Below are 25,817 nucleotides of genomic sequence, written 5' to 3' on the forward strand. Positions count from 1 at the left end.
TTAAAGCTCCTTATAATAGCGGACAAACTTTGCCGCATATCCATGTTTTGCTAAAGCTTTGCGCCAACCTAATCGCCCAATCGGGCAAATTTCATCAAAGCCATTATTTCGCGCCCAAACTTCAATTGTCTTAATCAAATCGGCTATAAATGGTCCACCCTCACCCGCCAATTCCAATAAAAGCAAACGCTTCCGCCCGGTTTCAGTCACCTCTTTCTGGCTTGTGACAAAAGCAACAAACTCCTTTTTTTCATCCAAAATGAGCCATAGCTGCTCAACCCCCTCGGCAATGTTGCGGGCAAGATTGGCAATGCTAATATCGTCTGGAAAACGCTGCTCCAGTTTTTTCATGGCTTCGCCTATTGCCTTGCTATATGGCGCAATTTCATCAAAGCTCCACTCACTGGTTAAATAGATTGATAGGCTCATCGCATCCCCGCAAAATTAAAATCAACATCAAAACCCTTTACATGTTTCCAGACCTCACCGGCTGGAACACGCAACCTAAATTTATGGAAACGCCCTCGCGCACGCATGTGATAACGGCCACTATTATAAGAAGGCAATTTTTCTACCCCCCATCGAATTGGGTCATAAAGGTTACGTCGAAATCGTGTTCCAACACTTAAAAATGCCTGATCGGTATCAATGGCCGCAAACACTGAGCTAATTCGTTGCACGCTACCCGCGGTTGAGCCAATCTCTTGCGATGAAACAATCGCCTCCATCCCAGTGCCAGAAAATGCACCAAGGCGATAATCTGCCGAAAACGCTCCTAAAATCGGTGCGCCGCCCTGCCAAGCCTTGCTGTCTAATGAAAATGGAAGATTTTCAAGACTCGTTGATACACGGTCTAAACCATCAAGCGTATAGCCAGCATTATAAATCGGTAAAATGCCGCAAGTCTCAACATTGACCAAAGACCAACGTTGCAGGCCCCAATCATAAATCAGCATTTCTCTAAAAATACCAGTTCCCAGATAATCGGTAATCCAGTAAACACGGCTATAAAATGGATCAATGGCACCAAACATACTGGAAATATCAACGGCATTTAATTTAGAAAAAACACTGCGATCGACTTTTTCAAAGCCAATCGGATTAATTGTGCCATCCATACTTATTTGAAAAAAGCCACCCTCATCAGCATAAAAAGCATAAGAACCCCGACATGCAATCGAAGCGGCTGACTTCGCACCACGTTTATCGTGAATTTTTTGAAAACTAAAAATAATGTCAGAACCGGGCACGAAGGTGGCACGATAAATAGCAGTTTGCAAAAATACAATTGGATTTGTTGTTTCACTAGATCCTTGAACATTGCCACCATCGGGAAAATTTTGATAATCACAATTTTTTTGCCCCACCGTCCACCATTCAGCGTCATTAAGCCCCGACCAATGAACACGGTTTGGAAAATCAGGCAATTGCATAAGACAAACAAAATCACCCCAAACCCGCACTAAACCTGCTCGCGGCGGATCACCACCAAGATTACGAAAACGACTTGCTTGCCCAATGATAAAGACTTGCGGTGCATCGTTTTTATTCACCGCAATAACATAATTGCCAAATGCCGCAAAACTCCAACGCGCATCTTCATTGGCTGAATAGCTAAAATTGTCTTTACCAATATTTTTCCAGGTTAAATCAGTATTATCTAGCATATAAAGACCAGTGTCAGTACCGCAAAATATAAGCGTTGTGCCATCAACAGCGCGCACAGCAATGCCACCTAAGGGCTTTGCCATCAAATTACCGGTAAAAACTTCAAAAGAAGGCATTGGTATATAAGAGCCATCGGCAGGAATAACATTGCGAATATCATCGGTAAATTGACCATTTATATCAGCAACATCTGGGCGATATTCAGCAATAGGAAAAAAAGCCATCGACTTTTCCTTTCAAAAGGCAATTTGCAGAAACATTTTGTGACAAAAAAGCAGTTTTCTTTTCCTAAAAATGCTAAAAATTTGTCGGATAGATGCGGCCTCGGCCATTGCGACGCGAGGTCTCGGCTCTTAATGCGGCTAATTGCTCATAAAAATCATTCAAGGCACTTGCAGCAATATCGCCATCTTTTAAAATGTCCTTATAAAGCTCATATTTCGCCCTCGCGCGAATTAAATCAAAAGCCTCATAAAACCAAGGATTTGGCTCACTCGCCGAAGTAATATTGCGAAATCGCACCGGCGATAATTGCAATCTTATTTGATAGGCTGTGTCAGGAATAGGATAAAACCGTAATTTTTGCCCAAAATAACTATAATAGATAGGTTCCCCGTGCATATTGCTTTGGTTGGTTTCCATAAACTCCGGCGGTTTTGCTGTTAAAGACACATAGTGATTATTATCCCTTTGGCAATAAACCTGAGAAAGACCCGCTAGAGTCGCAATTGCCTCATTATCATTGGCTGAATAAAATTCCTGATCTTGTTTGGTAAAAAAACTTACCTCACGACTTTCATTAAAATAAAAAGGCTCACGCTCACAAAATCTAATAGCTGAAAAAATTGCTTCTTGGATCTGCGCCAAATATTCATTATTGGTATCATCAAGATCGTCAGAAATACTATTGATCAAATCAGTAAACGTCTTAATTTGCGGTGCTAAAACCGTGGGTATGCCTGAAATCGGGCCACCCGTTGTTACGATAACTGCCATTTATCCCTCGCATAGGTCATCATTCAATCAAATGCCAAGAAACATTTGAAAGTGACAAAAAATATTGTATTGGAAATAAAAACTAGATTTTTAAATTTGCTATTGCTTGTCTAAAAGTTAAATATGTAAGATTAAAACAGCCGTTATCCAAAACATATCTAAATATAAAACACAATATTTTTCAAAAAATTTGATTTAGTGTTTGAAAACCAATTGCTGCAGCGGCTAGGAATGCTGCAATACTATTATATCTAAATTGATCTCTTAATGTTTCCCTGACGTCAAAGCCATCAAACTCTACGCCAGAAAGATTAGGCTTTTCACCGTTCTCTTTCGCCCTTTTCTCAATTCTTTCAATTGCTGTTTTACGAGATATCTTAACCTTACCAGCCCAAAACCAAAAAAAGGCAGATGAGAATCCACAAATAGTAGATAAGAACGCCACTATGAAATGAAACGTGGAGAAAAAATCATGAAACATATCGATTCCTTACATTTAAATTGAGCTGCGTCCCCAACAAATATCTTATTTTTTACTTCTCTTTAAAAATAAGGGCAAGATAAACTTGCCCTTACACTTAGATTAAATCTTGAATACTTATGCAGGTGCGGCATAGGTGGAAATAACGATGGAACCAAAGTCTTCATTATTGAACACTGTTTTCTTAAAGCCAAAAACAGTTTTTGCAGCAACACCTAATTCGCGTTGATAATCAAACAACTCTTCAACCAACTTATATTTTTCAGCAGAGCGATCCTTACCAAAAGCAATAACACCGGCTTGCCCACCAAGTAAAACCGCACGGCGCACATTCGGCAATTCAACACCAGTATCGCTAAGGCCAGGCATAATATGTTCAGCTTCGCGCAAGATAACGCCATTATACATACCCAGTGAACCATCAAAAATCGGATTTTTTGACCGAGATCCCATATAGGCAGCTTTTTGAATATCAAGCCATTGACCTGCTGATGTATTGGTGCGCAATGATGTAACCTGTGTTGGGTGCAAATAAAGCACATAAACATTTTCACCATTCATACGCACTGGACGAATTTTAGGATTAGCAAGTTTTGCCTTTTCTACAGCCCGATCAATCAAAGAAAGGTTAAAGCTATCTGCCACCGCAAGTGCTGCTTCATTGGCTTTGTTATTGGCACGGAAAACGCGGTTAACCGTCGGCGCTGTTGGTTGGTTAAAACCATAATGAACCGATGATAGGGTTAGCGAATTCCCTTCAAAATTAAGTGTTTTGCCAGTATAACCACAAAAATGCAAAAATGCTGTCATTGACAAGCGGTCGGCATACCAATCAACCAGACCAGCATTGGCTTCTTCACGCAAGTTAAACGGCACGCGCTGCGCATCAATCGTGCCATCATTTTTTACCCGTACGGCATGGGCAAGTTCGTTAAGCATCAAACTGTCACTATAAGTGCTCAGAGCTTCTTCACGCCCCTCAAGCTCGGTGCCTTCAGTTACACCATCACCAATTAATTGGCGGCGCAGCCCAAAAGTCACCTTATCGCCCGCTCCTTTGGAAGTCTCATCCTTTAATTGGATAATACTGCTAGATGATGTGCCAATCAGCGGCGCAATCGCTGTCGCTTTTGAAATTTCTGCCGCAAGCTGACGCGACCAGGTTTTAACCGCCAAAGGATTATTGACATCAATATTGGTTACAGCCATGTGCTGTTTCTCCTAAAAATGAATTGGAAAAAATAAACACCCAACAAATGAGACCCATGCCCAATTAAGAGCAAAACTGCCTTTTAAACTTTTAAATTTTGATGGGTGATTGCTTAACGCAGCAATAAGCGCAGCTTTAATCAAGCTTTATAAAGTCCTGCTTTTGCAAGCATAAGATCACAAAAACAAATTGCAAAAATACGTCTTTTGCGAAACGAAAGCCTTTAAAAAACAAATCTCACGGCTATCTTAGATTTGCAAAGAAAAAATGCACTGGCTTTCACCAGCGCATTTTTTCTTTAACAATCGATAATTACAATATTGTCTAATCTAAATATTGATCGAAAAAGCTTGCAATATCTGAAAAATGCTGTTGAGTTTCAAGCCCCAAACTCATCATATCATGAATATGTGAAAGCCCTTCAAAAACAATTAAATCGGTTTCAACACCTGCTTCAATTAATTTGCGATGCACACGCACCGTGTTACTTAAAAATAAATCACGTGTCCCCGACGTTAATAAGGTTGGTGGAAAACCATGAAAATCGCCATAAACAGGCGATAATTGCGGGTCTTTCATATCATGACCATTCGCATATAACTTAGCAGCATCGCCAAGCCAGCCATCATAGCGCACAAGTACATTATCAACTCCTTCATTAACAAAATAGCTATCACCTGTTTTAGTCAAATCAGACCACGGCGTGCTCGGTGCAATAGCTGCCGGAGTTACAATGTTCTCACCAATCGCGCGCAACACTAAAGCAAGCGTCATACCACCACCGGTGGACGCTCCAAAAACACCAATTTTCTTTGGATCATGCTGTTTAACCAAACCACTATAAACCGCAAAAGCATCATCCATTGCAGCAGGATAAGGATGATCTGGTGCCATACGATAATCTACTGAAATCACTTTATAACCACCAAGCCCTGCCATTAAAATAGCTTCGGATAAGCCCGATTCATGGGGATAAAGCACATAGCCACCACCATGCAAATTTAACAAAATTCGTGTTTCATTTTCTTTAGCAATTTTTGCTGGTAAAACATGAAAAATGGGCACGCCGCCTATTTCGTCCTTGTCAATAGTTACATTAAGCACATCACATAATTGCCCAATATTATCAGTGACCAGATCAGCATTTTTTTGAACCCAACTACGCCATTCATCATCAGTTTGTGGTTTTTGTAATAAAAGGGGTTCTGTTTCACTGCCAATAAGAATACGTGCAGCAGCACTCACTGTAGATGGTATTGGTAAAGTTCGGGCAACAACGTCTTGTAATTTTAATTTATCCTGTCCACTTAAAGAAGAAACATCACCTACAAGACTATTTTTATTCAAATATTTGCTTTGTTTTTTCATAACCATCTCCCAAGATTTTCCAGATGATTAATCTAAATATGAGAATAGGATATTTGCAATCATTATCTTCAATCAAGCCCGTTAATGTCTTTTATTTACAAACAACCTTATAAAAAATCGAATTTGGATGAGCTCCATAATAAAACTTTGATTATATGGCTCACACAAGCCATATAACCTATTCAAGCATTCTCTCAAGGTAGCGCTAAATATCAGCCACCAAACATTTTGCGGAAATTATCGCGATTATTATCATACCATTTGGCAAACTCCGCTTCTGAAAGTCCAGCAAGCGTTTCTAGCAACATTGGATCACCGGCATCGCGACCATTGGTTGCTGCAAGAGTTCGCGCGGCATTTTGCGCTTCACCCAAAGCCTTGAAACGCGCACCATTTTGTCCCCCATAGCCATAGCCTTTGGCCACTTCATATAAGGCTCTGGCTGGATTTTCACCTTGCTTTAGGCTTGCAGCAACAATATCGCGCAGTTCATTGCGCATTTGGTTTGTTCTAAAACCAGCATCATTAAACCGTCCATCAATACCAGCTAATGCTTTTAATTGATTATCCCGCGCTTGCCCTAAAAAATTCAAAGCTGTATCTAAATCACCAATCTCGCTGCGTGATTGGCTAAGCGCATTATTCCATTGTCCCCATAAAGCATTTTCGGTTTCAACTTGTTGTCGTGCATCATTTTCGCGTTGTTTTTCAGCTGCCATATCCTCACGCAACCGCTTAATTTCATTAGCTTGCCAACGGGTAAAACCAATAAAATCCTTTTCTGGATCAGGCGGAACATCACTCTCATTATTGGGTGATTTTTTTTGCGATGTTGTATCTAATAAAGACTTTAGTAATTCTGCCTCTTCACGTAATTCACTTAACAAAGCCCTCGTTTTTTTATGCTCCTCCCGCTCGGCATGCAAAGCTGCATGAGGTACCGTTTTTTGCATAATAGGTTCTTTGGAAGTCTTGTCATTCAGCGCACTATTATCCAACTCCCCCACATCTATTGCGCTTTCATCTCGCTCCCCACTTTCATTTGCTAATTCGCTTTCATTTACTAATCCGGTGGCGCCACGGCTTTCAAAATAGGCCTGTTCAACATCATTTAAAACTACATCTGCTTCTTGCATTTTGACATCCTTATTCATTGCAGCAAGGGCTGCATGTTATCAAAGAGGAATTTTCAATTAAAAGTTGACGCTGCTATTTAAGAATTGGCGCGTTGGTTATTTACTCGCTGGCGAGCAATAGCATTTCTTTCCTGCGCAACAGCAAGGCTCTGCGCGTCACTTGCCGCTTTTAAAGCAAGATCACGTGCTTTTGCTTCTGCTTCCAATTGCTTCATGTAAAGATCAATGCTTTTTGCCTCAACTTCAAGGCGTTGTTTGGCAGTTTTCCCAGCAATATCGGCTTGCAAACCCTGCAATTTTATATCTGCTTCAGAAGGAGCCGTATTTTGCTCTGGCATTGCCTCTTTTTGTGCTGCCGACAAACGTTGCCAACGGTCAATTAGCGACGCTGGCAGCGGCGAATAGCGCAATATTTCCATACCAATTTCTGGCGTAATATAGTCGCGTAAAATCGGCAACATTTGCTGAATAATTGCAAAGGTGCGTTCTTTTTCATTAGGGCTTGTCGGCGCATCATCAACAATAATATCATAACTTCTATTGGCAATGGTCTCGCGCGTTAACGGCACATATTGGCTTTTATCTTCACCAATAATACGCACAAGCCGCCCATCCGATAAGTAATTTTGCAAAAGATAAAGAACAATGGTTCCTTGGCGTTTGCGGTAACGGCGCAGCGAATTAAACAAAGACGCCAAAAGGTTTAAAGATGATTGACGTCTTTGTGCTTCCAAAACCCCCGGTTGGTTCACTTCTCGCGTACCAATAAATTCTGGCGACAAGCCAGTCACCTGCGTCAAAGCTTCTTTGCTTTCATTAAACAAAGTAAAAAAGCCGGATGGAAATTGCGCCACTGGCTTTGGTTGGATACGCGCAGCATTACCAGATAAAGCCCCATTGCGCATCCAGGTCACTTGGTCGGCACGCGCCAAACTATCCTCCGCTTGACGATCATCCTCAAATGCACCGCGCTCAGCCATAATACCGCCCTTGGCTTGACTGTTTAGCAAATACATCACTTGGCTAAAAAATTTATTTGACCAGCGTTGCGGATCCTTTGCCGGACGGACAACCCCATAAAATTGCCGCTTCATACGATCATAATAGCCGGTAATACATTCCCAGCCAAACATGCCTTTGGGTGCCAAAGGACTATCGGGCGGAGCCAGTAAAGTGCGCCCTAAAAATGCGCGTTTCACCACTTTGCGACTTTGTTTAATAAAAGGAAAGTCCTTAAATCGCTTTAAAATTTCATCTAGTTCCAATTGGCTATATTCACGCGGGTTCCCCGTTAATAAATCGGGGCCACGATAAAAATTCTCACGCTCAACATAGCGGCACTCCACCAAAGTGCACATTTTACGGCCGCTATCATCTTTTGAAAATCCATAATCATTATTGTCATTATAAGCAGAACCAGCTTGATGACTATGCATGCCTTGTGGATCATGAGCCAAAGTCTTAGCCCAGTCAGCATGAAGAAGCTCACTATCAATATCAGGAAACATCGCTTTAACATCTTCAAGCGGCTTTTCATCAACATACCAAAGCCGACGCGCATCACCCAAATTTGCTTTCACAGCACCGCAATCCCAAACCATTTTTAAAGGATCCAAACGCTGGACTAATGGATCACCATCGGGATTATTTTCAAAATCAAGCCGCGTATCCGTCCACCCCATGCCACAAATTACTGTATCGGCAAAAGCATCAGAATCCTCGTCTTCAGCGCCCGATTGATCGCGGAACCACTCACCAGCACCGGTTAATAATTCATTGGCAATACTATCACCAATTTCGCGAGGGATATAACGCACTTGCCGGCGATTATTAATTTCCGAGCCAATCACCGCATTAACCAATGGTGCAACGCGGTTAAACGTCATTACAGGTCGGCGCTGTTCACGCAAAACCGCCATATCTTCAGCCGCCCATTGCTCACCATTATAAAAAGCATAATCTTCACGGGCATGAACACGCCATGCAGCACAATGGGCAATGTCTTCTTGAAACCAGCCAATGAGTTTTTGAGTTAATGCTTCATTGCCAAGCTCTTTGTCAGTATCTTTAGACGCAGCAATATCATGCACGCTAAAGTCAGCATGTTCATTTCTATCCATCTTATAATCCTTGAAAATATGTATCGCAGCGCCAAAATAAATTGGCTCAACTCTTTTAGCCGGCCATCCATGATGATGAATTATATCGACCATTTTGGTAGCGTTGCCTTATCTGTTTGTCATTTGGCGCTTCATAAGCCACGCACATTAAGCCAAAAGCATCAGCGCCATGGCTTGACCAATCATGCTCTGGCCCAAGACCAATTTGGCGGTTATCATCACGCTTTTCATGATACCAGCCAAGGGCATCAATCCCCGCTTTTGTTGTTTCTTCATGAAACCAAATAGCATTAAATAAACGCCGCACTGCTTCAATACGCAATCGCGCCGCACCTACTCCTTGATTGGGGACAATATCAACAAAAAAGCCTGCGTCACGCAGGCTACCAGCAAAACTAACATCATGTACTCGATCACGGGTCACCCCATCATGGGGCAAAATCATCTGCGCATCACCGTAAGAGTTTTGCCGCAACCAATCAATATGGGCGGATAGGGGCTGACCTTGCGCTTCATAATAATTTAAAACCCTAATTTCACGCCCAATAAATTGCGCTATCCAAATGGCCGTTGCATCAGCACGCGCGCCCGTACCGCCAATATCCCAAAAAGCTTTGACACTCATTAAAGGATCGCGCGCTACATGGCCAATGCGCCCTTCTTCACGAGCCGTCAACAAAGATTTAGCAAAATAAGCGCCTTCCGCCGCCCCAATAAAATCACCCTCCCAAATATGGGCATATTGCTCTGGTCGCTTTTGCTTGTCTTCCAAGCGTTCCAAATTTAAAACTTCAGGAAACCACGGATTGTCGCGCCAATTCAATTCAACAATTTTTGCGCCGCTTGGAGGATGTTCACGAAAACGGCAATGGGTTGCACTTGTTTTTCGTTCAGGGTTCCAAGTCACCCATATTTCAGAACTTTCTTCGCGCACACTAGGAATAGCTTTACTCCAAGCTCTTTCGGATAATTTTTCCGCTTCATCCACCCATAAAAGATGGATTCGCGCCTTAGATTTTATCGAATCTAGATGATGTTTTAACCCAACAAAAGCAAAAGAAATCCGACCATCTTTGGTTCTAATATATTTTTCACCCACATCATAATGACGTGCAAGCCAATCCACTGATAAAATAGCCGCTTTTACTTCAGCAAAAGACGATTCTTCCAAGGAATTCATATATTCACGACCAATAATGATAAGCCCTTCCTCACCAGCACAAGAAAGTTGATAACCTTTCACTGCCGCCATTTTTGCAAAAGACCTTGTCTTGCCAGAGCCACGCCCACCATATGCGCCGCGATAACGCGCATTACCTGCAAAAACCGCAACAAGCTTTTGCGGCAACTCAATTTGCGCAATAGATTTTTGATTTTTGGGTGACTTTACCCTTTTTGGTTGTATCATATTACCTCAACATGTCATCACACCTTATCTTCACTTATATCCAACGTGCCAATAGCGTTTTGGACAACGTCTTCAAGTTGCGGTGCAATAATTTCAATATGGGTTATTTTAGCGCCCTTGCTTAATTTATCCTCAGCTAGCACCTTGCCAAGCAAAGTCAAAAAAGGGCTAGGCGTCGCAATCGCTTGTGCTTCTAAATAAGAAACAAGCCCCTTATCGCCAAATTGTTTGCCAGCAGCTTCTGCCGCGCTCAAAACTGCTTTGCAAAGTTTTTCACGCTCAATATTATTGCCATGCGCATTGGCACGGCGGCGCGGCGCACTCCGTTTTACCATAAATCACCTTTTTATAAGAAATTTGCAGTTAAACTTTTTTCAAATAATTGCGCAGTTGCGCAAGCACCCCAAAGCGCTCAAGCCCTATCATCATCACCCAACATAAGATGATTACACAAAGATAGGACAACATCGGCCAAGCAATATTATCGATGAAAAAGCCAAATGATAAAATAAATGGACGCATCGGCAATAAAGAGCCAAGCAAACAGGCAATAATCGCCCAGCCCAAAAATACACTAAATTTCAGACGTCCAGTCATAAAAACCGAAATTGCTAACAAACCGCCAAAAATACAACCAGCTTGTACATAGGCAATCCAAATATTGCGCCATAAATAGCCAATTGGTGGATAACCAATAAAAATAGCGAGCAAAGATTGATTGGTAAAATGCAAAATAATCGGCGCAACAAGCATCATCACAGCAAATATAAAACTAGCGGCGATAACCGACCCTAAAATGCTTTGCCCTTCATAAAGCCAAATATTTTGCCCTAAACCGTCACCTTGCCTTTGACCTATAATGCCAAGCAAATAGAAAACCACTAAACTTAATATGCCAGTCAAAAATGCAAGCCATATAAAGACCCAAATATAAAAACTGCTTAAATCACCTCTCACCTCACTTGGCAAAGCAATTAAGCGCAGCAATAAAAGAACAGCGCAGACCACCCACGGCAAAACCAATATTGCCAAAGGGGTAAGTCGGCCAAAACGCCGCATAAGGCTGGCAATAGCAAAGGCTAGCAACGCCGCTATTAAATAAGCAGTCGTTTCAACTTGCACCTGTTTAATCGGACCAGAAGCAATGGCAGCAATTGCACTACCAAAGGCAAGCTTTACAGTGATCAATAAATATAAAACCGGCGTAAAAATACCATAGGTTAAAGCTGCCCAAAAAGCAGCGATAAGATTGGGGCGCTCATCAATTTGATAACGATCATAAAACCCAGAAAGCACTAAAAGCCAATAATAAAGCGCGCCGCTAGCAGCAAAAGCAACCAACCAACCAAAATTAAATTCGCCGCCAAAGCCTGTATCATTCATCCATTGCGGCCAAAAATACTGCAAAACTGCCGTTATTATCATAATAATGAAGGCACAGATAAAACTGGTTAAAATTGCAAATAAAAGACTTATGCTCCCCCATGTGCCACTGCGAAAAGCTAAAACCAAACCAATAAACAAAGCGGTTAGTAAACTTTTCGGATAAGGTATTAAAGTCAATGCTAAAATTTGCGAAAAAGATAGCTCAAAACCAGAAAAAACACCCGTGATATTTAAATAAATAAAAGCCCATAGCGGCGGCATAAAAACAAGACAACCGGCGAATATAAACAAGGCCTGCACCAATCGCGCATACCAAAATGTTGAATCTTTTGAAAACTCCGCCACGTCAATTGCATCCTTAAAGCCAATTTCGCTAACTCAAACATCTCGCCTTCTATAAACAGGGCAAGGTTTTTTAACTTTTTATATCATCAGCAGGACGCGCCAATTTTAACTTGCGCGCAAGCGACCAACAAATAAAGCCAGCAACAATGCCTTGCACAACCGCAATTAATAAAAGCATAGGGATAAAAGCAGTATGATTTACAAGCACAACAATGACTTGGGTAATTAGCTCAATAACAACGCCTGTAACCACCAAAGAGGTGATTGCAGTTCCAAGGCTCAAAGCCCTACCCTGCGCTGCTCCATAAGCACACCAAAGACCTGCAAAAACAGCCTGTGCCATAAATAATGAATAAGAACTCATCAATCGCGGGACAAAATTTTGTTTAAAAACATTCGTAATTTCAATCAAAAGGTCTGAACCACCAATCCAAGAATGATCAAAAAACACCAATACCAACATTTGTAAGGGTGGCGATATAACCAAATAAATAGACAAAACCAAAATACCACGCCAAGGATGGCTAAAAACCTCGTTAGGATTTGAATTATTTGTCATATTACTCATTAAACCACACCTGATAATCGCTCACATACTCAATCATAGCTTACATAAAATTTTCATAAAATTATCTGCTCGCTACTAATATGTTATTAATCATCAATAGCACAAAAAAATAGCTTTTTCTTTAATAAGCCGATTTATTCTTTTTCAAATTTATGAATTGATCAATTTTTAATAGGCGTATAATCAACCAACAAATGGAAGCTGCAAATATCGCTTGTAACAAGGTGACAAATAATAACAAACCATCAAAAGCCATATCCCGAAAGTAAAATGTTATAATTTCAATCAAAAACTCTGTCGTGAGCTCCAATACACTCAAAGCTATAACTGCTTGCCGCCATGAAAGAGCCTGACCTCTTGCAACGAAAAATGCACAATAAAGCCCAGCTAAAACCGCTTGCGCAACAAAAAATGAATAAGAAATTTTTACATTTGGTAAAAAATAAATATTAAAAATATCAACCATTTCAACAAGCAATTTGGTATCACTACCCCACTCATATTGACAATAAGAAAATAGAAGTAATTCCATTGGCGGTGCAACTATCAAAAAGATAAGCACGACAACAATACCGCGCCATGGATGACCAAAAAACACATCCTCATCAGCATTTTGGCTCATTATATCTGCCAAGACATTTTATCCAATTCATTGATTATAAGAATAACAATATTCTTGACCCTTTGATAAACCACATAAAGTCAACACTATAGTTTATCAATTTTTATAATGGTTTTTATCCGTATATTACAACCAACGCAACTAAGTAGTTTTTACCATATTGATAAAACCAATATTAATCATACTAAAAACACACAATTTATTTTCGATCAATACGCTTTAAATTAATTAACTTTTCAAAAATGACCATGAAATTAAAGCCCTTGGTCAATTGGTTCAAATACAGCTTTACACAGAAGACCAAAGGTCTCAATGATGGAAGTTATACTTACAGAATATCCGCTGTATAACTTCCAAAAAATCAGTATCTAAAATACACTTAAAACTGGATGCGGCTTATAAGATTGTTCAAGAAACTCAATTTCATCATCATTAAGGGTAATATCAAGGGCTTTTACCGCTTCATCAATATGATGGGGTGATGTTGTTCCAATAATGGGTGAAGTGATAAACGGTTTGCTTAACATCCAAGCAAGGCTAAGCTGCGCCATGGAAATGCCGCGCTTTTTTGCCAAGGTCTCAACATTATCAACAATCACCTTATCCAAATCTTCACTATTACCCCAAACCATCGGCGATACATTATCAATCTTTGAACGATCGGTTGCGGTTTGCCACGGACGGGTTAATCGGCCACCCGCTAAAGGACTCCACGGGATCATCGCCACTTTGCGATCAACACAAAGCGGGATCATTTCCCGTTCTTCCTCGCGATGAATAAGCGAATAGTGATTTTGCATGGAAACAAATTTGGTCCAATTATTCTTTTCAGCAATATTCTGCAATCGCTCAAATTCCCATGCATGCATGGAAGATGCACCAAGATAGCGAACTTTGCCACTTTTTACTACGTCATGCAATGCTTCCATGGTTTCTTCATAAGGGGTTGAATGATCTAAGCGATGAATTTGATAGACATCAAGATAATCCAATTGTAACCGCTTTAAACTATGATCAATCTCGGTCATAATATTTTTGCGTGATAGGCCGCCACCATTAGGACGGTTAGGACGCATTGCAAAATTAACCTTCGATGCCACAACAATTTCATCACGATTAAGATTAAATGCCTTAATATACTGGCCAGTAATCTCTTCGCTGCTTCCCATTTGGTAAACATTGGCGGTGTCAAAAAAATTAATACCAAGTTCAATTGCCTTTTTAAACGTCTCTTTACCCGCGTCAAAATCTTTAGCCCACGGAAATAGTCCGTTTTGTTCGCCCGGTTGGCCAAAACTCATCATACCAAGACAAATTTTTGATACATCTAAGCCAGTGGCTCCAAATTTTACATATTTCATAACAGCTCCTAATTAGCGGCAATGATACAGCGCAATGATCTGCTCATTTTAAAATAATTCTCAAATTGCAGTAACATCAAATTGCATCAAATTTGATTTCACCCATCAATAACCGTTAAATAATTTATTGAGAATGCTATAAAAAGTAATTAGAGTTATTAGTAGAACTAATTAATAAGTAAAAATTTATCCATTAGCCACCAAACTTTGTTCGCTTAACGCAGCTCATTAAACATAGGCAGCGATGAATCACTAATCTCCATTGAACGCTCTCATGAGATCGCTTTTCACATTTTCGTATGAAGCTCACAATAATGTAATCACCTAATTGGTGTTGTATTGGTGACATATCATGACAAACCAAGTATAGTTTTCCAATATCGGGAAAATGCGGCATAAAAATTGGGCATAAATCCTTTCCCAAAACAGGAAAGATAAATGGGGTTTTCTAGTCTCAAGCCTCATAATTTTCATCGCATTACAACCCTATTTGCAAGCATGCATTTCAACAAAACATAGCATAATTTATTTCTAATATATTGTTTTTGGCCAATTTTAATTCGTGCCAATAAATTAGAAATAACTTCAATAAAGAGGTTTGAATATGAATATTAGTAGACGAAAACTAATTTTGGGCGGTGCAGCTATTTGTGCTGTTGGCGTCGGTGCTGGCGTTCTCACCCCCATGCTACAGCGCGAAGGCAGATTGGTTCCCGGAAAGCCACGGGTTGGTTTTGTTGACGGCTCAACGGGACCTCTTCCGCAAAGCGCTGATGCCGTTATTATCGGTGGCGGCATATTAGGATTGATGACCGCCATCAATCTTACTGAAAAAGGTTTAGCGGTTGTTGTCGTTGAAAAGGGCAATATTGCCGGCGAGCAATCATCGCGCTTTTATGGGCAGCTCATCACCTATAAAATGGAAGGCGCAACATTCATGCTCCACCATTTAGGTAAAAAACATTGGCGCGACATGAATGCAAAACTTGGCGTTGATACAAGCTACCGAACACAAGGACGTGTTGAAGTTCCATTTAATGAAGAAGATTTGGAAAATGTAAAAAAATGGATAGCGCAAGCCAAGGAAGAAGCTGGTACAGAAATTCCACTTCAAACTCGTATTATCGAAGGAAGTGAATTAAACGACCGTTTAAAAGGCGCCACTTCCGATTGGAAAATTGCTGGTTTTGAAGAAGATTCAGGCAGCCTTGACCCTGAAATTACAACATTTAAAGTGGCAGAATATGCCAAAAAAATCGGGGTAAAAATTTATACCCAATGCGCAGCTCGCGGAATTGAAAAACAAGCAGGCGCGGTATCAGAAGTAGTAACCGAAAATGGCTCAATCAAAACATCACGTGTTGTCCTTTGTGGTGGTGCATGGTCTCGTCTCTTCATGCAAAATCTCGGTGTCGATCTAGAAACTCTACCAGCCTATCAATCACAACAATTAATTACTGGCGGTAAGGGGCTTCCTGGCGCAAATGTTGCATTACCGGGAAACATATTCTTCCGCGAGCAGGCTGATGGCACTTATGCAACGTCACCGCGCATTGAAGTTATTCCAATCGTCAAAGATTCATTTGGCTATGGTTATAAATATCTTCCGCTCCTTTCTGCACCCGACGCTGCCATTCACATCTCAATTAATAAACAATTGCTTGATTCCTTCACTCAAAAAACCAGTTGGAAATTGGACGAAAAATCGCCATTTGAAAGCAATCGCGATATGGTCGCCGTCCCCGACATCAAAGACTTGGATGCGTCATTAATTGCCCTTAAAAAAGAGTTTCCAGCCTTTAATGATTCAAAAATTATCGATCGCTGGAGCGGCGCTATGGCAGTTGCTCCCGATGAATCGCCAATCATTTCTTTGGTCAAAGAATGTCCAGGTCTCGTTGTCAATACAGCAACAAGCTGGGGCATGACAGAAAGCCCAGTATCTGCATCAATTGCCGCAGATCTATTATTGGGCGCAACGCCAGTGATTGATCCAAAAGCCTTTAGCATTTATCGTTTTTAAAATAGCGATCAATTAAAGTATAAAAACAAACCTACCGCACATTTACAAAAATCTATTAAGAAATGTAAATGTGCGGTAGATAATTCCCTTTTCGCACTTTATGCCTTAGCATCCCTCAAAACATAATTACCAGCGCTACAAGTTTTGCAAAGTGGCCTGAAATTTTTGACAAATGCAAATATAAAGCTCAAACTAACCATTTAAAATATCATCTGCATCATTTCAAAATTGGAATATAACAAAATTGGAACGTAAAATGAGTAACCATCAAGCAAATGATCTTATTTTTGGCTTTTCTATTTCCAACACGCATCTATATCCGGGCTGCCAACTAAAACAGCAAGACGAATTGCCAGACTGTGGCACACTCCCAACCCCGATTAGCGTTGAATTTAGTGACGGCACTATTGTTGTGGCTCATATTCACCAAAATGCACAAGATTTGGATAATGAAAACCAACTTATCTTAACAATGCCAGCCTATAAAACAGCAGCCAAAACCAATATTAATGCTAAAAATTGGCTTATTTCCAAGAAAACCAAAACCGACTGGAATACAGTTAAATTATTAGCTGAATGATATAAACCAAGCCAATTAAAATCTATTACAATATGTCATTCAACCAAGCATCAAATAAATCATCAATCAAGCAGCTGATTTGCCATTGCTTGGTCGTTGGATACAATTTTGCATTTTGAAGATACATGTCATATATTCACCTTTTGTTCTCATTGCAAGAAAAAAATGCAAATCACTGTTAAAAAAATCAAAAACACACAAATAAACCTAACAATACGCATCCAATATATTGATTTTAAATATTATTTTTTAAAAATTAGAGTTGGAAAAGCAAAAATATAATTGGCCGTTCCAATCTATTTTCTGTCATTTAATGTCATTAATACCGCTAAATTAAGCATAGCTTATATTGAATTATTAACGATTCGATCTTTTTTAAGATAAGCAATCATTGAACTTAAACCCGCATTATAATATCACTGAATGCGTTGGGGAAGCTAAAAGCATAAATACTTGCAAGGATGGGTAAATGGAAAACCGCAAATATTTTCTAACCACCCATTGGGGTATTTATCAGCATGATCATGCAAGCCTTTTCCCCTTCTATAAAGATATCCAGCCGGCAAGCTTCGGCACTGATTACCCACAATACAGCCTTGCACCTTGCCGCATTTTAAAACCAGCCATTCGCAAATCCTATCTTGAATATGGGCCAGAAGCAAAAATTGGCACACGCGGCCAAGATGAATTTATTGAAGTGGAGATGGATTTTGCTCTTGATCTTGCAGCTCAAGAAATTGCCCGTATTAAACAAATTTATGGCAATCAGGCAATTTATAGCGGCTCCTATGGCTGGTCAAGCGCCGGACGCTTTCACCATGCCCAAAGCCAATTAAAACGCTTTTTCAATCTCGCTGGCGGTTCGGTTCGCTCAATCCAAACTTATAGCTATGGCGCTGGTGAAACTATTTTACCCCATATTATCGGTGGTCTTAGTGGATTGGTTGCCAATCATACCAGTTATGACGATATTTTAGATGAAGCCGAACTTGTTTTAATGTTTGGCGGTACACCCATTCGCAATGCACAGGTTAACTCTGGTGGACTGTTTAGTCATAACACCCATAGCCATTTGCAAAAACTATGCCAAAAAGGCATTGACCTTATTTCTATTTCGCCCGTTAAAAGCGATAGCGATATTCAAAGCCAATGGCTTTCTTTGCGTCCTAATAGCGACACGGCTTTGTTATTGGCTTTATGCCACCACGTCCTCGTCAATCATCGAGTTGACTATAATTTCATCAATCAATACACGACTGGCTTTGATCATTTTGTTGATTATCTTCATGGCAAAAATGACGGCATCATTAAAGATCATTTTTGGGCAGCGGGCATCACTGACATTAATGCCGATATAATTTTATCCTTGGGCAAACAGATAATTGACAAAAAAACATTCATCATGGTCGCATGGTCGTTGCAACGTGCCGATCATGGCGAGCAAGTCTATTGGGCAACAATTGCCCTTAGTGCTATGCTAGGCAATATCGGAAAAAAAGGACAAGGCTTTGGCTTTGGCTATTCTTCAGCCGGCAATATCGGCATGACTGGCCCCAAAGTTGCTCTACCATCATTACCGCAAGGGGTAAATCCGATCAAAGACGCAATCCCCGTTGCCCGCATTGCCGATATGTTGCTTAACCCCAATGCCAATTATCAATTTAACGGCCAAATCAAAAATTATCCTGATATAAAACTCGTCTATTGGCTAGGCGGCAATCCTTTCCATCATCATCAAGATTTAAATCGTCTGGTTAATGCTTGGCAAAAGCCACAAACAATCATCACCCATGAACATTGGTGGAACGCCCATGCCCGCCATGCCGATATCGTATTTCCAGCCGCCACATTTCTAGAACGTGACGATATAGCAAGTGCCAGCAATGATAGTTTCCTAACTTATGCCAAAGCTCTAAGCGAGCCACCGCAAGGCGTCACAACCGATCATGAGATATTAAAACAACTTGCTCAACGATTAGGTTTTGAAGAACAATTTACCGCTAAACGTAGCGAAGCGGATTGGCTATGTTGGCTATATCAGCAAAGCTGCCAAATTTTTCAGCATCAACATATTAATTTGCCCAATTATCGCACATTTCAAGACATGGGCTATCTTGAACTTCCTAAAAGGCAAATAAAGCCGCTATTGAGCGAATTTCGTCAATCCCCTGATGAAAACCGTCTATGGACACCATCAGGACGCATAGAAATTTATTCAAAAGCCATTGCAGCTTTTAACTATCAAGACTGCCCACCCCATCCAACCTGGCTGCCACCAAGTGAATGGCTCGGATCAGATAAAACAAAGAGTTTTCCGCTTCACCTTCTTACCTGCCAACCTAGCGACAAACTCCACAGCCAATGGGATCACGCGGCAAAACCACAAGCAACCAAACAGCATGGCCGCCAGCCAATCCTTATCCATGAAGATGATGCAAAACAACGAAATATAAAAGAAAATGATCTGGTGCGCGTTTTTAACGAGCGCGGTGCCTGCCTTGCAATAGCAAAACCTAGCCAAGATATAAAACAAGGTGTCACACAAATGGCAACAGGGGCTTGGTTTAATCCATGGCAAGATGAAAACGGTAACAAGCTTGAGCTAAATGGCAATCCCAATGTCTTGACACAAGATCACGGAACATCAACCCTCACCCAAGCCACCAGTGCCAATTCCTGCCTTATTGAGGTCGAAAAATATCACGGCATAGCCCCTAAAACCAATATTTATGAACCACCTCAATTCGGCTAAATACATTACCTAATATAATTAATGTTTAATTCTTAGCTTAACTTAAATAGGCATCAATCAAAATTTAGCAAGCGTTCAAGATATTGGCGTTCCATTTCTGGAGTAAGATTGCCAAGGCGTTTCCTAATTTCATCCAAGATGCGGCGGGCTTTTTGAATATCGCTTTCACTTGGAATTGCATTATCACCATGCTGATTTTGCTCGCCGCCCATCTCACGCCCCAATGGATCGATCTTGCGATCATCATTGGGCGTGCCTTCACCTTTTTCCTTCAAGGCTTCGCGCATTTCAGCCATCATTTCCTGCGCGCCATTACGCATTGCATCAAGGGCATCGGCTTGGCTTTGGGTTGACGATTCGCCATCTTCATTATCTAGCGCTTCTTGCGATTGTTCCATCGCTTGCCCTGCATCATCAAGACCTTCGCCTTGTTTCATGCCTTGCTTTTTTAAATCCTCTTGCAGATTTTTTAAATCACTGGATAAATCTTGTTGGCGCTTTTTCAAATCATCGAGATCTTTAGCAAAATCCTCATCAGATTTTTCACCACGCTGATGTTCGCCAGTCATCTTATTAGTATCATTAAGCATTTCTTGTTGGCGGCGCATTAAATCCGATAATTTATCGATATTTTTCTGCATTTCTTGCTTTGCGCTATCTTTATTCTCGCCCTTACCGCTACCGCTGCCCCCATCACTTTGGGTGACTTGCATATTATCCATCATTTTTTCAAGTTCAGATAATAATTGTTCTGCCGCAGCACGATTTCCGGTTTTAGCAAGATCTTCCAGCTCTTTTAATTTCTTTTGCAATTCATCTTCACTCAAGTCCTGCATTTGTTGGCCGGGCTGTTGTTGCAATTTCTGGCCACTTTGCGCAAGCTCATCCATATAAGCAGACATGGCGTTTTTCAACTCGGCCATTAAACGCTCAATCTCGTCTTGACTTGCGCCATTACGCAAAGCATCGCGCAAGGCTTGCTGTGCAGCTTTTAGTCTTTGTGCTGCTGCGCTTAAGCTGCCACCTTCAACTCCAACGGCAATATCCCATAAATAGTCAGCAATATTGCGAAATTCTTCATCATTATTAGCAACGGCAAGGCGGCGCTTAACACTCGCAAGGGTTATCACCGTTGTGGCATTCTTAATCGTATCTTTTGGACGAATTTGCACGGCATAAAGCATATCAAGAATATGATCTTTATTGGCTGTATCTCCAATCAATAAGCCGCGCTGCTCAATCAAAGCGCGGGCAAGTGGATTGCCAAAACTGCGTTGCGGTAAAACCAACTCCTTAGGCTCACTTGATGCAAGATTACCGGCTGCATCTTGTGCATGCAAGGTCATATAAACCTTAGCGCCGGCCCAAGGATTTGCGGCAAAATCTTTCGATGTACGAGTAATTCCCTTACCATTGCGTGGCAATGTTAAAGTAATATCAGGCACTGGAAAAAGCTGGTGCCCTTTAGATAATGGGATCTCGCCATCATCATCCTTTGCAAGTTCCATCGTTGCCCAAGCTTTAACCGCACCATAATCATCATCAATTTTATAACTTAAATCAAGCAACCCATTAATTGCCCTTTTGGGATCACCTTCCCAGCTAATGCGCGGGGATTGGTCTGCAATTGCATTAAAATTCCAGCTTAAATCCATATGCGGACCAGTCAAGGAAAGCGTAACCGCTTTGGTTAATTTGACATCATAAGCCATGACATCGCTATTATCATCGGCCTTAGCTGCAATGTCTTCACTTTTAAGCGTATTGTCACCATCATGCCAATTGGCAGTAAGTTTTAAGCGCGTATCAGCACTGCTAATACGCAAATTAATAATACTATTGACTGGAACATCAAACTGCCCGTCAGTTTTGGAAGATGTATTATTTTCAATTAAATAAATCGGAGCGCGCCCTGTATATTCAGGCGGCGCAACCCACGCATCAACGCGCATATTGGACCAGTCGGCATGTTTGCCAAAATAAAATGCATCATCAATGCGCCCTGAGGATGGACTAAAACTATAGGCAAAAGCAATAGCAAAACTTAAAATAACAATCGAGCGCAAACCATAGGGATCTTGGCGCGGAATATTGGGCGATGGGTAGCCACTTTGTAAATTATTTAAGGATTTAACCAAGCGTTGGCGATGTGCTTGCCACAATATTTTAGCAACTTCATCACTGGTTGGCGGTAGCGCATCATATTGCGCAAGAATTGGCTGAAACTTTAGCCCACTTGCTTTTTCAATTCGGTTATCAACATCACTACGAGTGGGTGATCTAAAATCCAACAATTTCAGCAAACACCAAAACAGTAAACACGCAAAAACCAATAGCAAGCCAATTTGCGTTAAACCGGAAGCCATTTTAAAAATGCCAAACCATGAAAGCGCAAAAAAGCTCAAAACCACTAGAATAACCGGCAAAACCAACGGCCATAAACGCTCGAAAATCAAAATAGCAAAGGTCAGCCGACGCACACGCGCCAGTTTTGCTTGCCAATTCTGATTTTCAACTTCTATGGTCATAATTCCATCCGTTTGGCATGATTTTGCCATGCAATATAGCAAAGAGGTGTCATAATCAGTCTTTATACAAGTTTTTGTCTTAAGTTTGATTTAAAAAGACAATCATCCTGTTTTTATTTTTAAAATTATATTCCTCATACCATATACTTATTATGGAATAATTTTCTCAGTGATAAAATTAACAATAAGGATATTGTTTAAAAATATCCAACATTTCTGCCCTTTGCCAATGTTGGTTAAGTGCTGGATAGCTTTGTTTGGTAATCAAATCCGGCACGGTATTATAAGAAAAATTCAAAGCAATGGCGGTTGTTATATCACTTTGCATAATTTCCTCACCATGAAGCCAAGGTGTCGATATTTTCTGATATTCTTGCTCTAAAAGAGAAAAAGCACTCAGCATTTGTTCTATTATTCGCGCTAGCCAATTTGGAGAGCGTTCACTTATAGGACGCTTTTCTTCATATTCAATTTGAACGCTTTTATCACTAGCTGCTAAAGCAAGCCCAATAATCCTTAACTCTAGCGCAAGATTATCTTTTGGTAAAAGGCTACGTTGCTTTTGTGTTTGCGCTTCAAGATATTGAATAATTAAAGTTGAATCCATTAAAACTATATCGTCATCACTCACAAAAGAAGGCGATTTCAATACAGGATTATAAGTTGAAAACTCTGGAATATCCCGAAAGACCGAAAGGTTCTTGCGCTCAAATTTAAATCCCATAAAGGCCGCAGAAATTGCAACACGGCGCACATAAGGTGAGTCTAATTGCCCAATCAAAATCATATTATCTCTTCCCCTTTTTAGGTTCTTTATGTTTTTATTTAAACATTTTGATACACAAAAAATCTAGAGTATTTATTCAAAATTGAAAACCAATTTTTCGTCTAGAAACAAAAAAAGCGCTGGCCTAAAATGTTAGACCAGCGCTTTATATTTTCATAAACTTTCAGCTTAAAAAGTAAAACGGCCGCTTAAAAAAAATGTTCGACCAGCCTCTGGATAACCAGCTTCAACTTCATAATTTTCATCGCTAATATTTCTCACCCCTGCTAGCAAGCTTGCATTATCAGTAAAGCTATATTCGGCAGAAATATTGCCGATAACATAACCATCAGCTTTGCGATAAATATTTTGGATTGCGCTGCGTGAATAACGCCAAGAAGCAATTTCGATGCTAGGTGAAATGGTGAGCTTTTCAATCGGTGTCCATTTACCATAAATGAAAGCTTGATGTTGCGGCTTACCCGTCACCAATGTTTCGCTTTCATTCGGCGATGTGATCCTGCCTTTCAAATAGCTATAATTTCCACCAAAAAGTAGGTTTTCATTAATTTGCCATTCAGCCTTTAATTCAATGCCGTAATATCGAGCTTTACCAACATTGCGACTTTGTGCCATTTCACGGCCCTCGCTGTTCATAACGCCAAGATAGACAGAATCAATCATATCCTCAACATTATTGTAAAACACTGCAGTGCTTACCTCAAGATCAGAGGTTACAAAGTCTGACCAGCCAATTTCATAATTTGTTGCGCGTTCCGCCTTCACCCACGGATTTGGAACAGCCGCGCCAAAGCGACTTGAAAAACGTTCTTTAATAGTTGGAAAGCGTGTGCGGCTAGAAACGCTAGCATGCCACTCTGCAGTAGTGGTTGGGCGATAAATTGCTGCCATTTGCCAGTTTATTGCATCATCATCAGAAAGTTCAAAATGCCCAATATCACGAGTCCCTTTAATGAGATATTCAGCATTTTTTAAATCACGATAATCATAGCTAATACCACCAACTAAGTCGAGCTTGTCCGTGGCATGAAAAGTATTTTCAACCGCGATTGAAAAAATATTTTCATCTTGCCCCGTTACCGGATCATATATAGCGGTTGGCTTAGAAGGCTGATTGATATTATGCTCTTCATGCTCATCACGGCGAAAATGGAAAGCAGCTTTTAAATCATTGCGTTCAAATAGCTTGGTACCAGCTTCCATGCTCATACCATAGCTTTTGTCATGATAGGTTGAGCGAAAAGCCTTACCCTTAAACTGGCGATTAAAGTGATAGTCATCATAAGCTGCAATGGTATTGTCAAATTCAGCATAGAAAAACCGCGTATTGAGATAAGTATGCTCGCCAAATTCAGTGTGGCTTGACAATGATATGGTTTCAACATCCCATTGCGGCCAATTCCAATTGGCTTGGTAACCAAGACCTTTAGGCGGTTTGGTTGTTAAACCATCAACAGGCGCAAAAATTGAATAGGGCGAATCCTTGTGGCCTTCTTGCTTGGTATAATTAATCGTATATTCATCGGTATCATTTGGCGTAAAGCCAATTTTCAAATTACCGCGCCAATCTCTTGATGATGAAAAATCACGACGGCCACCATTTTCAATAATACTATTGCCAATAACCACTGGATCAAAATGGCGGGAGAGAAAAAAGCCATCATTATCGCTATAAACACCACTTGCTTGTACATAATAAGTGTCTTGCTTACTGCCAACATAACCATAGGTGGTATAATTGGCAACCCTACCTGTATTGCCAAATTCAACAGTTGGACGAAATTCAACTTCCAAGGTTTTTTCTGGACGGCGGGTCACCAGATTGACAGCTCCGCCCATGCCACCAGGGCCATTCAGTACCGATACATAGCCCTTTTGCACCTGAATTTGTGATAAATCAGGTGTCAAAAATCGATTAATATCAAGACCATTATCATAGGGCAGATAAATTTGGACGCCGTCAACCATCAACGGCGCCTGATTCATATCAAAACCACGAATATAATAGCGGTTTTCATTGCGCCGCCCGCCAGAACTATGAACTATAACACCAGGTGTCACTTTGAGTGCATCGCCCAAAGTGTTGCGGTTATAAACACGAATATCTTCTGATGTAACAGTGCTTTCAGAAACCGATAAACCGCTCGTAGCAGCATTAGCTCTTGCGCCAAAAACTGTAATTGTACCAAGGGTAAAGACACCGGCATTATTATCATCATTGCGGTTTTGATTTTCTAAACTGCTTGATGACGATGACGAATTTTGGTCTTGCCCTTCAACTGGCGCCGCCAATGCGGCTTGCGATAAGGTCAAAAACGATACGGCGGCAAAAAGCATAGCCTTTATGGGGCTATGCAGTGTTTTTTGGTTGTCTTTCATTTCCAAGACCCCTCAAGGAAAAATATGATTAAGAAATATACGACTAAAGTGCACAATGCGCCAAAAAAGTTTGCAAAAAACCACCCCTTGCATGCCAGT

General features: G+C 40.8%; 20 protein-coding genes. 3 read left to right on the forward strand and 17 right to left on the reverse strand.

Annotation, left to right across the window (positions count from 1 at the left end):
• The 14 genes from N6A79_RS12475 to N6A79_RS12540 all read right to left on the reverse strand — a co-directional run bounded on the left by N6A79_RS12475 (position 1) and on the right by N6A79_RS12540 (position 14,669).
• The gene (locus tag N6A79_RS12475; protein ID WP_268546187.1) at positions 1 to 429 is read right to left on the reverse strand and encodes a hypothetical protein; all 429 of its coding nucleotides are present in this window, start codon (positions 427 to 429) and stop codon (positions 1 to 3) included.
• Positions 426 to 1,892, reverse strand: coding sequence for a hypothetical protein (locus tag N6A79_RS12480; RefSeq protein ID WP_268546188.1), 1,467 nt, complete (start codon positions 1,890 to 1,892; stop codon positions 426 to 428). Before N6A79_RS12480 ends, N6A79_RS12475 begins: the two co-directional genes overlap by 4 nt.
• Before the next feature lie 73 nt (positions 1,893 to 1,965).
• A complete protein-coding gene (locus N6A79_RS12485) occupies positions 1,966 to 2,664 on the reverse strand; it encodes a phage adaptor protein (RefSeq protein ID WP_268546189.1) in 699 nt (232 codons plus the stop codon).
• A 181-nt stretch (positions 2,665 to 2,845) separates the two neighbouring features.
• Positions 2,846 to 3,145, reverse strand: a complete 300-nt coding sequence (locus N6A79_RS12490) for a hypothetical protein (RefSeq protein WP_268546190.1) — start codon at positions 3,143 to 3,145, stop codon at positions 2,846 to 2,848.
• A 117-nt stretch (positions 3,146 to 3,262) separates the two neighbouring features.
• Positions 3,263 to 4,354: a N4-gp56 family major capsid protein gene (locus N6A79_RS12495; protein ID WP_268546191.1), complete on the reverse strand. Its 1,092-nt coding sequence runs from the start codon at positions 4,352 to 4,354 to the stop codon at positions 3,263 to 3,265.
• Between the two features lie 325 nt (positions 4,355 to 4,679).
• Positions 4,680 to 5,723, reverse strand: coding sequence for an alpha/beta hydrolase (locus N6A79_RS12500; RefSeq protein ID WP_268546192.1), 1,044 nt, complete (start codon positions 5,721 to 5,723; stop codon positions 4,680 to 4,682).
• A gap of 212 nt (positions 5,724 to 5,935) precedes the next feature.
• On the reverse strand, positions 5,936 to 6,859 hold the full coding sequence (locus N6A79_RS12505) for a hypothetical protein (RefSeq protein WP_268546193.1): 924 nt from the start codon (positions 6,857 to 6,859) through the stop codon (positions 5,936 to 5,938).
• Between the two features lie 77 nt (positions 6,860 to 6,936).
• A complete protein-coding gene (locus N6A79_RS12510; RefSeq protein WP_268546194.1) occupies positions 6,937 to 8,979 on the reverse strand; it encodes a portal protein in 2,043 nt (680 codons plus the stop codon).
• A gap of 55 nt (positions 8,980 to 9,034) precedes the next feature.
• Entirely contained in the window at positions 9,035 to 10,387 is a 1,353-nt protein-coding gene (locus tag N6A79_RS12515; RefSeq protein ID WP_268546195.1) for a PBSX family phage terminase large subunit, read from the reverse strand.
• A gap of 17 nt (positions 10,388 to 10,404) precedes the next feature.
• The gene (locus N6A79_RS12520) at positions 10,405 to 10,722 is read right to left on the reverse strand and encodes a hypothetical protein (RefSeq protein ID WP_268546196.1); all 318 of its coding nucleotides are present in this window, start codon (positions 10,720 to 10,722) and stop codon (positions 10,405 to 10,407) included.
• A gap of 28 nt (positions 10,723 to 10,750) precedes the next feature.
• Positions 10,751 to 12,118, reverse strand: coding sequence for a hypothetical protein (locus N6A79_RS12525; protein WP_268546197.1), 1,368 nt, complete (start codon positions 12,116 to 12,118; stop codon positions 10,751 to 10,753).
• A gap of 70 nt (positions 12,119 to 12,188) precedes the next feature.
• Entirely contained in the window at positions 12,189 to 12,686 is a 498-nt protein-coding gene (locus N6A79_RS12530; RefSeq protein ID WP_262098685.1) for a hypothetical protein, read from the reverse strand.
• Positions 12,687 to 12,807: 121 nt separating this feature from the next.
• Complete coding sequence (locus N6A79_RS12535) at positions 12,808 to 13,308, reverse strand: hypothetical protein (RefSeq protein ID WP_268546198.1); 501 nt, start codon at positions 13,306 to 13,308, stop codon at positions 12,808 to 12,810.
• A 368-nt stretch (positions 13,309 to 13,676) separates the two neighbouring features.
• A complete protein-coding gene (locus N6A79_RS12540) occupies positions 13,677 to 14,669 on the reverse strand; it encodes an aldo/keto reductase (protein WP_268546199.1) in 993 nt (330 codons plus the stop codon).
• Between the two features lie 604 nt (positions 14,670 to 15,273).
• On the opposite strand from N6A79_RS12540, the gene N6A79_RS12545 reads away from it, so the two are divergent.
• The 3 genes from N6A79_RS12545 (at position 15,274) to N6A79_RS12555 (ending at position 20,024) form a co-directional block, all read left to right on the forward strand.
• Positions 15,274 to 16,692 carry an NAD(P)/FAD-dependent oxidoreductase gene (locus tag N6A79_RS12545; RefSeq protein ID WP_268546200.1) on the forward strand — a complete coding sequence of 473 codons (1,419 nt, stop codon included), beginning with the start codon at positions 15,274 to 15,276 and terminating at the stop codon, positions 16,690 to 16,692.
• Between the two features lie 256 nt (positions 16,693 to 16,948).
• The gene (locus tag N6A79_RS12550; RefSeq protein ID WP_268546201.1) at positions 16,949 to 17,272 is read left to right on the forward strand and encodes a hypothetical protein; all 324 of its coding nucleotides are present in this window, start codon (positions 16,949 to 16,951) and stop codon (positions 17,270 to 17,272) included.
• A gap of 469 nt (positions 17,273 to 17,741) precedes the next feature.
• Positions 17,742 to 20,024 (forward strand): molybdopterin-dependent oxidoreductase, encoded by a 2,283-nt coding sequence (locus N6A79_RS12555; protein WP_268546202.1) that lies wholly within the window; start codon positions 17,742 to 17,744, stop codon positions 20,022 to 20,024.
• Positions 20,025 to 20,077: 53 nt separating this feature from the next.
• On the opposite strand, the gene N6A79_RS12560 is transcribed toward N6A79_RS12555, so the two are convergent.
• The 3 genes from N6A79_RS12560 to N6A79_RS12570 form a co-directional block, all read right to left on the reverse strand.
• A complete protein-coding gene (locus tag N6A79_RS12560; RefSeq protein ID WP_268546203.1) occupies positions 20,078 to 22,552 on the reverse strand; it encodes a TIGR02302 family protein in 2,475 nt (824 codons plus the stop codon).
• 178 nt (positions 22,553 to 22,730) lie between these two features.
• Entirely contained in the window at positions 22,731 to 23,339 is a 609-nt protein-coding gene (locus tag N6A79_RS12565; protein ID WP_268546204.1) for a glutathione S-transferase family protein, read from the reverse strand.
• A 168-nt stretch (positions 23,340 to 23,507) separates the two neighbouring features.
• Positions 23,508 to 25,718, reverse strand: a complete 2,211-nt coding sequence (locus N6A79_RS12570) for a TonB-dependent receptor plug domain-containing protein (protein ID WP_268546205.1) — start codon at positions 25,716 to 25,718, stop codon at positions 23,508 to 23,510.
• Between the last annotated feature and the right edge of the window lie 99 nt (positions 25,719 to 25,817).

It is taken from the genome of Bartonella sp. HY761 (assembly GCF_026743145.1).
Taxonomy (GTDB): domain Bacteria; phylum Pseudomonadota; class Alphaproteobacteria; order Rhizobiales; family Rhizobiaceae; genus HY038.

What these genes read in the sequence shown, in the direction of transcription:
- N6A79_RS12475 (WP_268546187.1), bottom strand. Translation starts at nt 429, where the DNA reads ATGAGCCTATCAATCTATTTAACCAGTGAGTGGAGCTTTGATGAAATT.
- N6A79_RS12480 (WP_268546188.1), bottom strand. Translation starts at nt 1,892, where the DNA reads ATGGCTTTTTTTCCTATTGCTGAATATCGCCCAGATGTTGCTGATATA.
- N6A79_RS12485 (WP_268546189.1), bottom strand. Translation starts at nt 2,664, where the DNA reads ATGGCAGTTATCGTAACAACGGGTGGCCCGATTTCAGGCATACCCACG.
- N6A79_RS12490 (WP_268546190.1), bottom strand. Translation starts at nt 3,145, where the DNA reads ATGTTTCATGATTTTTTCTCCACGTTTCATTTCATAGTGGCGTTCTTA.
- N6A79_RS12495 (WP_268546191.1), bottom strand. Translation starts at nt 4,354, where the DNA reads ATGGCTGTAACCAATATTGATGTCAATAATCCTTTGGCGGTTAAAACC.
- N6A79_RS12500 (WP_268546192.1), bottom strand. Translation starts at nt 5,723, where the DNA reads ATGAAAAAACAAAGCAAATATTTGAATAAAAATAGTCTTGTAGGTGAT.
- N6A79_RS12505 (WP_268546193.1), bottom strand. Translation starts at nt 6,859, where the DNA reads ATGCAAGAAGCAGATGTAGTTTTAAATGATGTTGAACAGGCCTATTTT.
- N6A79_RS12510 (WP_268546194.1), bottom strand. Translation starts at nt 8,979, where the DNA reads ATGGATAGAAATGAACATGCTGACTTTAGCGTGCATGATATTGCTGCG.
- N6A79_RS12515 (WP_268546195.1), bottom strand. Translation starts at nt 10,387, where the DNA reads ATGATACAACCAAAAAGGGTAAAGTCACCCAAAAATCAAAAATCTATT.
- N6A79_RS12520 (WP_268546196.1), bottom strand. Translation starts at nt 10,722, where the DNA reads ATGGTAAAACGGAGTGCGCCGCGCCGCCGTGCCAATGCGCATGGCAAT.
- N6A79_RS12530 (WP_262098685.1), bottom strand. Translation starts at nt 12,686, where the DNA reads ATGAGTAATATGACAAATAATTCAAATCCTAACGAGGTTTTTAGCCAT.
- N6A79_RS12535 (WP_268546198.1), bottom strand. Translation starts at nt 13,308, where the DNA reads ATGAGCCAAAATGCTGATGAGGATGTGTTTTTTGGTCATCCATGGCGC.
- N6A79_RS12540 (WP_268546199.1), bottom strand. Translation starts at nt 14,669, where the DNA reads ATGAAATATGTAAAATTTGGAGCCACTGGCTTAGATGTATCAAAAATT.
- N6A79_RS12545 (WP_268546200.1), top strand. Translation starts at nt 15,274, where the DNA reads ATGAATATTAGTAGACGAAAACTAATTTTGGGCGGTGCAGCTATTTGT.
- N6A79_RS12550 (WP_268546201.1), top strand. Translation starts at nt 16,949, where the DNA reads ATGAGTAACCATCAAGCAAATGATCTTATTTTTGGCTTTTCTATTTCC.
- N6A79_RS12555 (WP_268546202.1), top strand. Translation starts at nt 17,742, where the DNA reads ATGGAAAACCGCAAATATTTTCTAACCACCCATTGGGGTATTTATCAG.
- N6A79_RS12560 (WP_268546203.1), bottom strand. Translation starts at nt 22,552, where the DNA reads ATGACCATAGAAGTTGAAAATCAGAATTGGCAAGCAAAACTGGCGCGT.
- N6A79_RS12565 (WP_268546204.1), bottom strand. Translation starts at nt 23,339, where the DNA reads ATGATTTTGATTGGGCAATTAGACTCACCTTATGTGCGCCGTGTTGCA.
- N6A79_RS12570 (WP_268546205.1), bottom strand. Translation starts at nt 25,718, where the DNA reads ATGAAAGACAACCAAAAAACACTGCATAGCCCCATAAAGGCTATGCTT.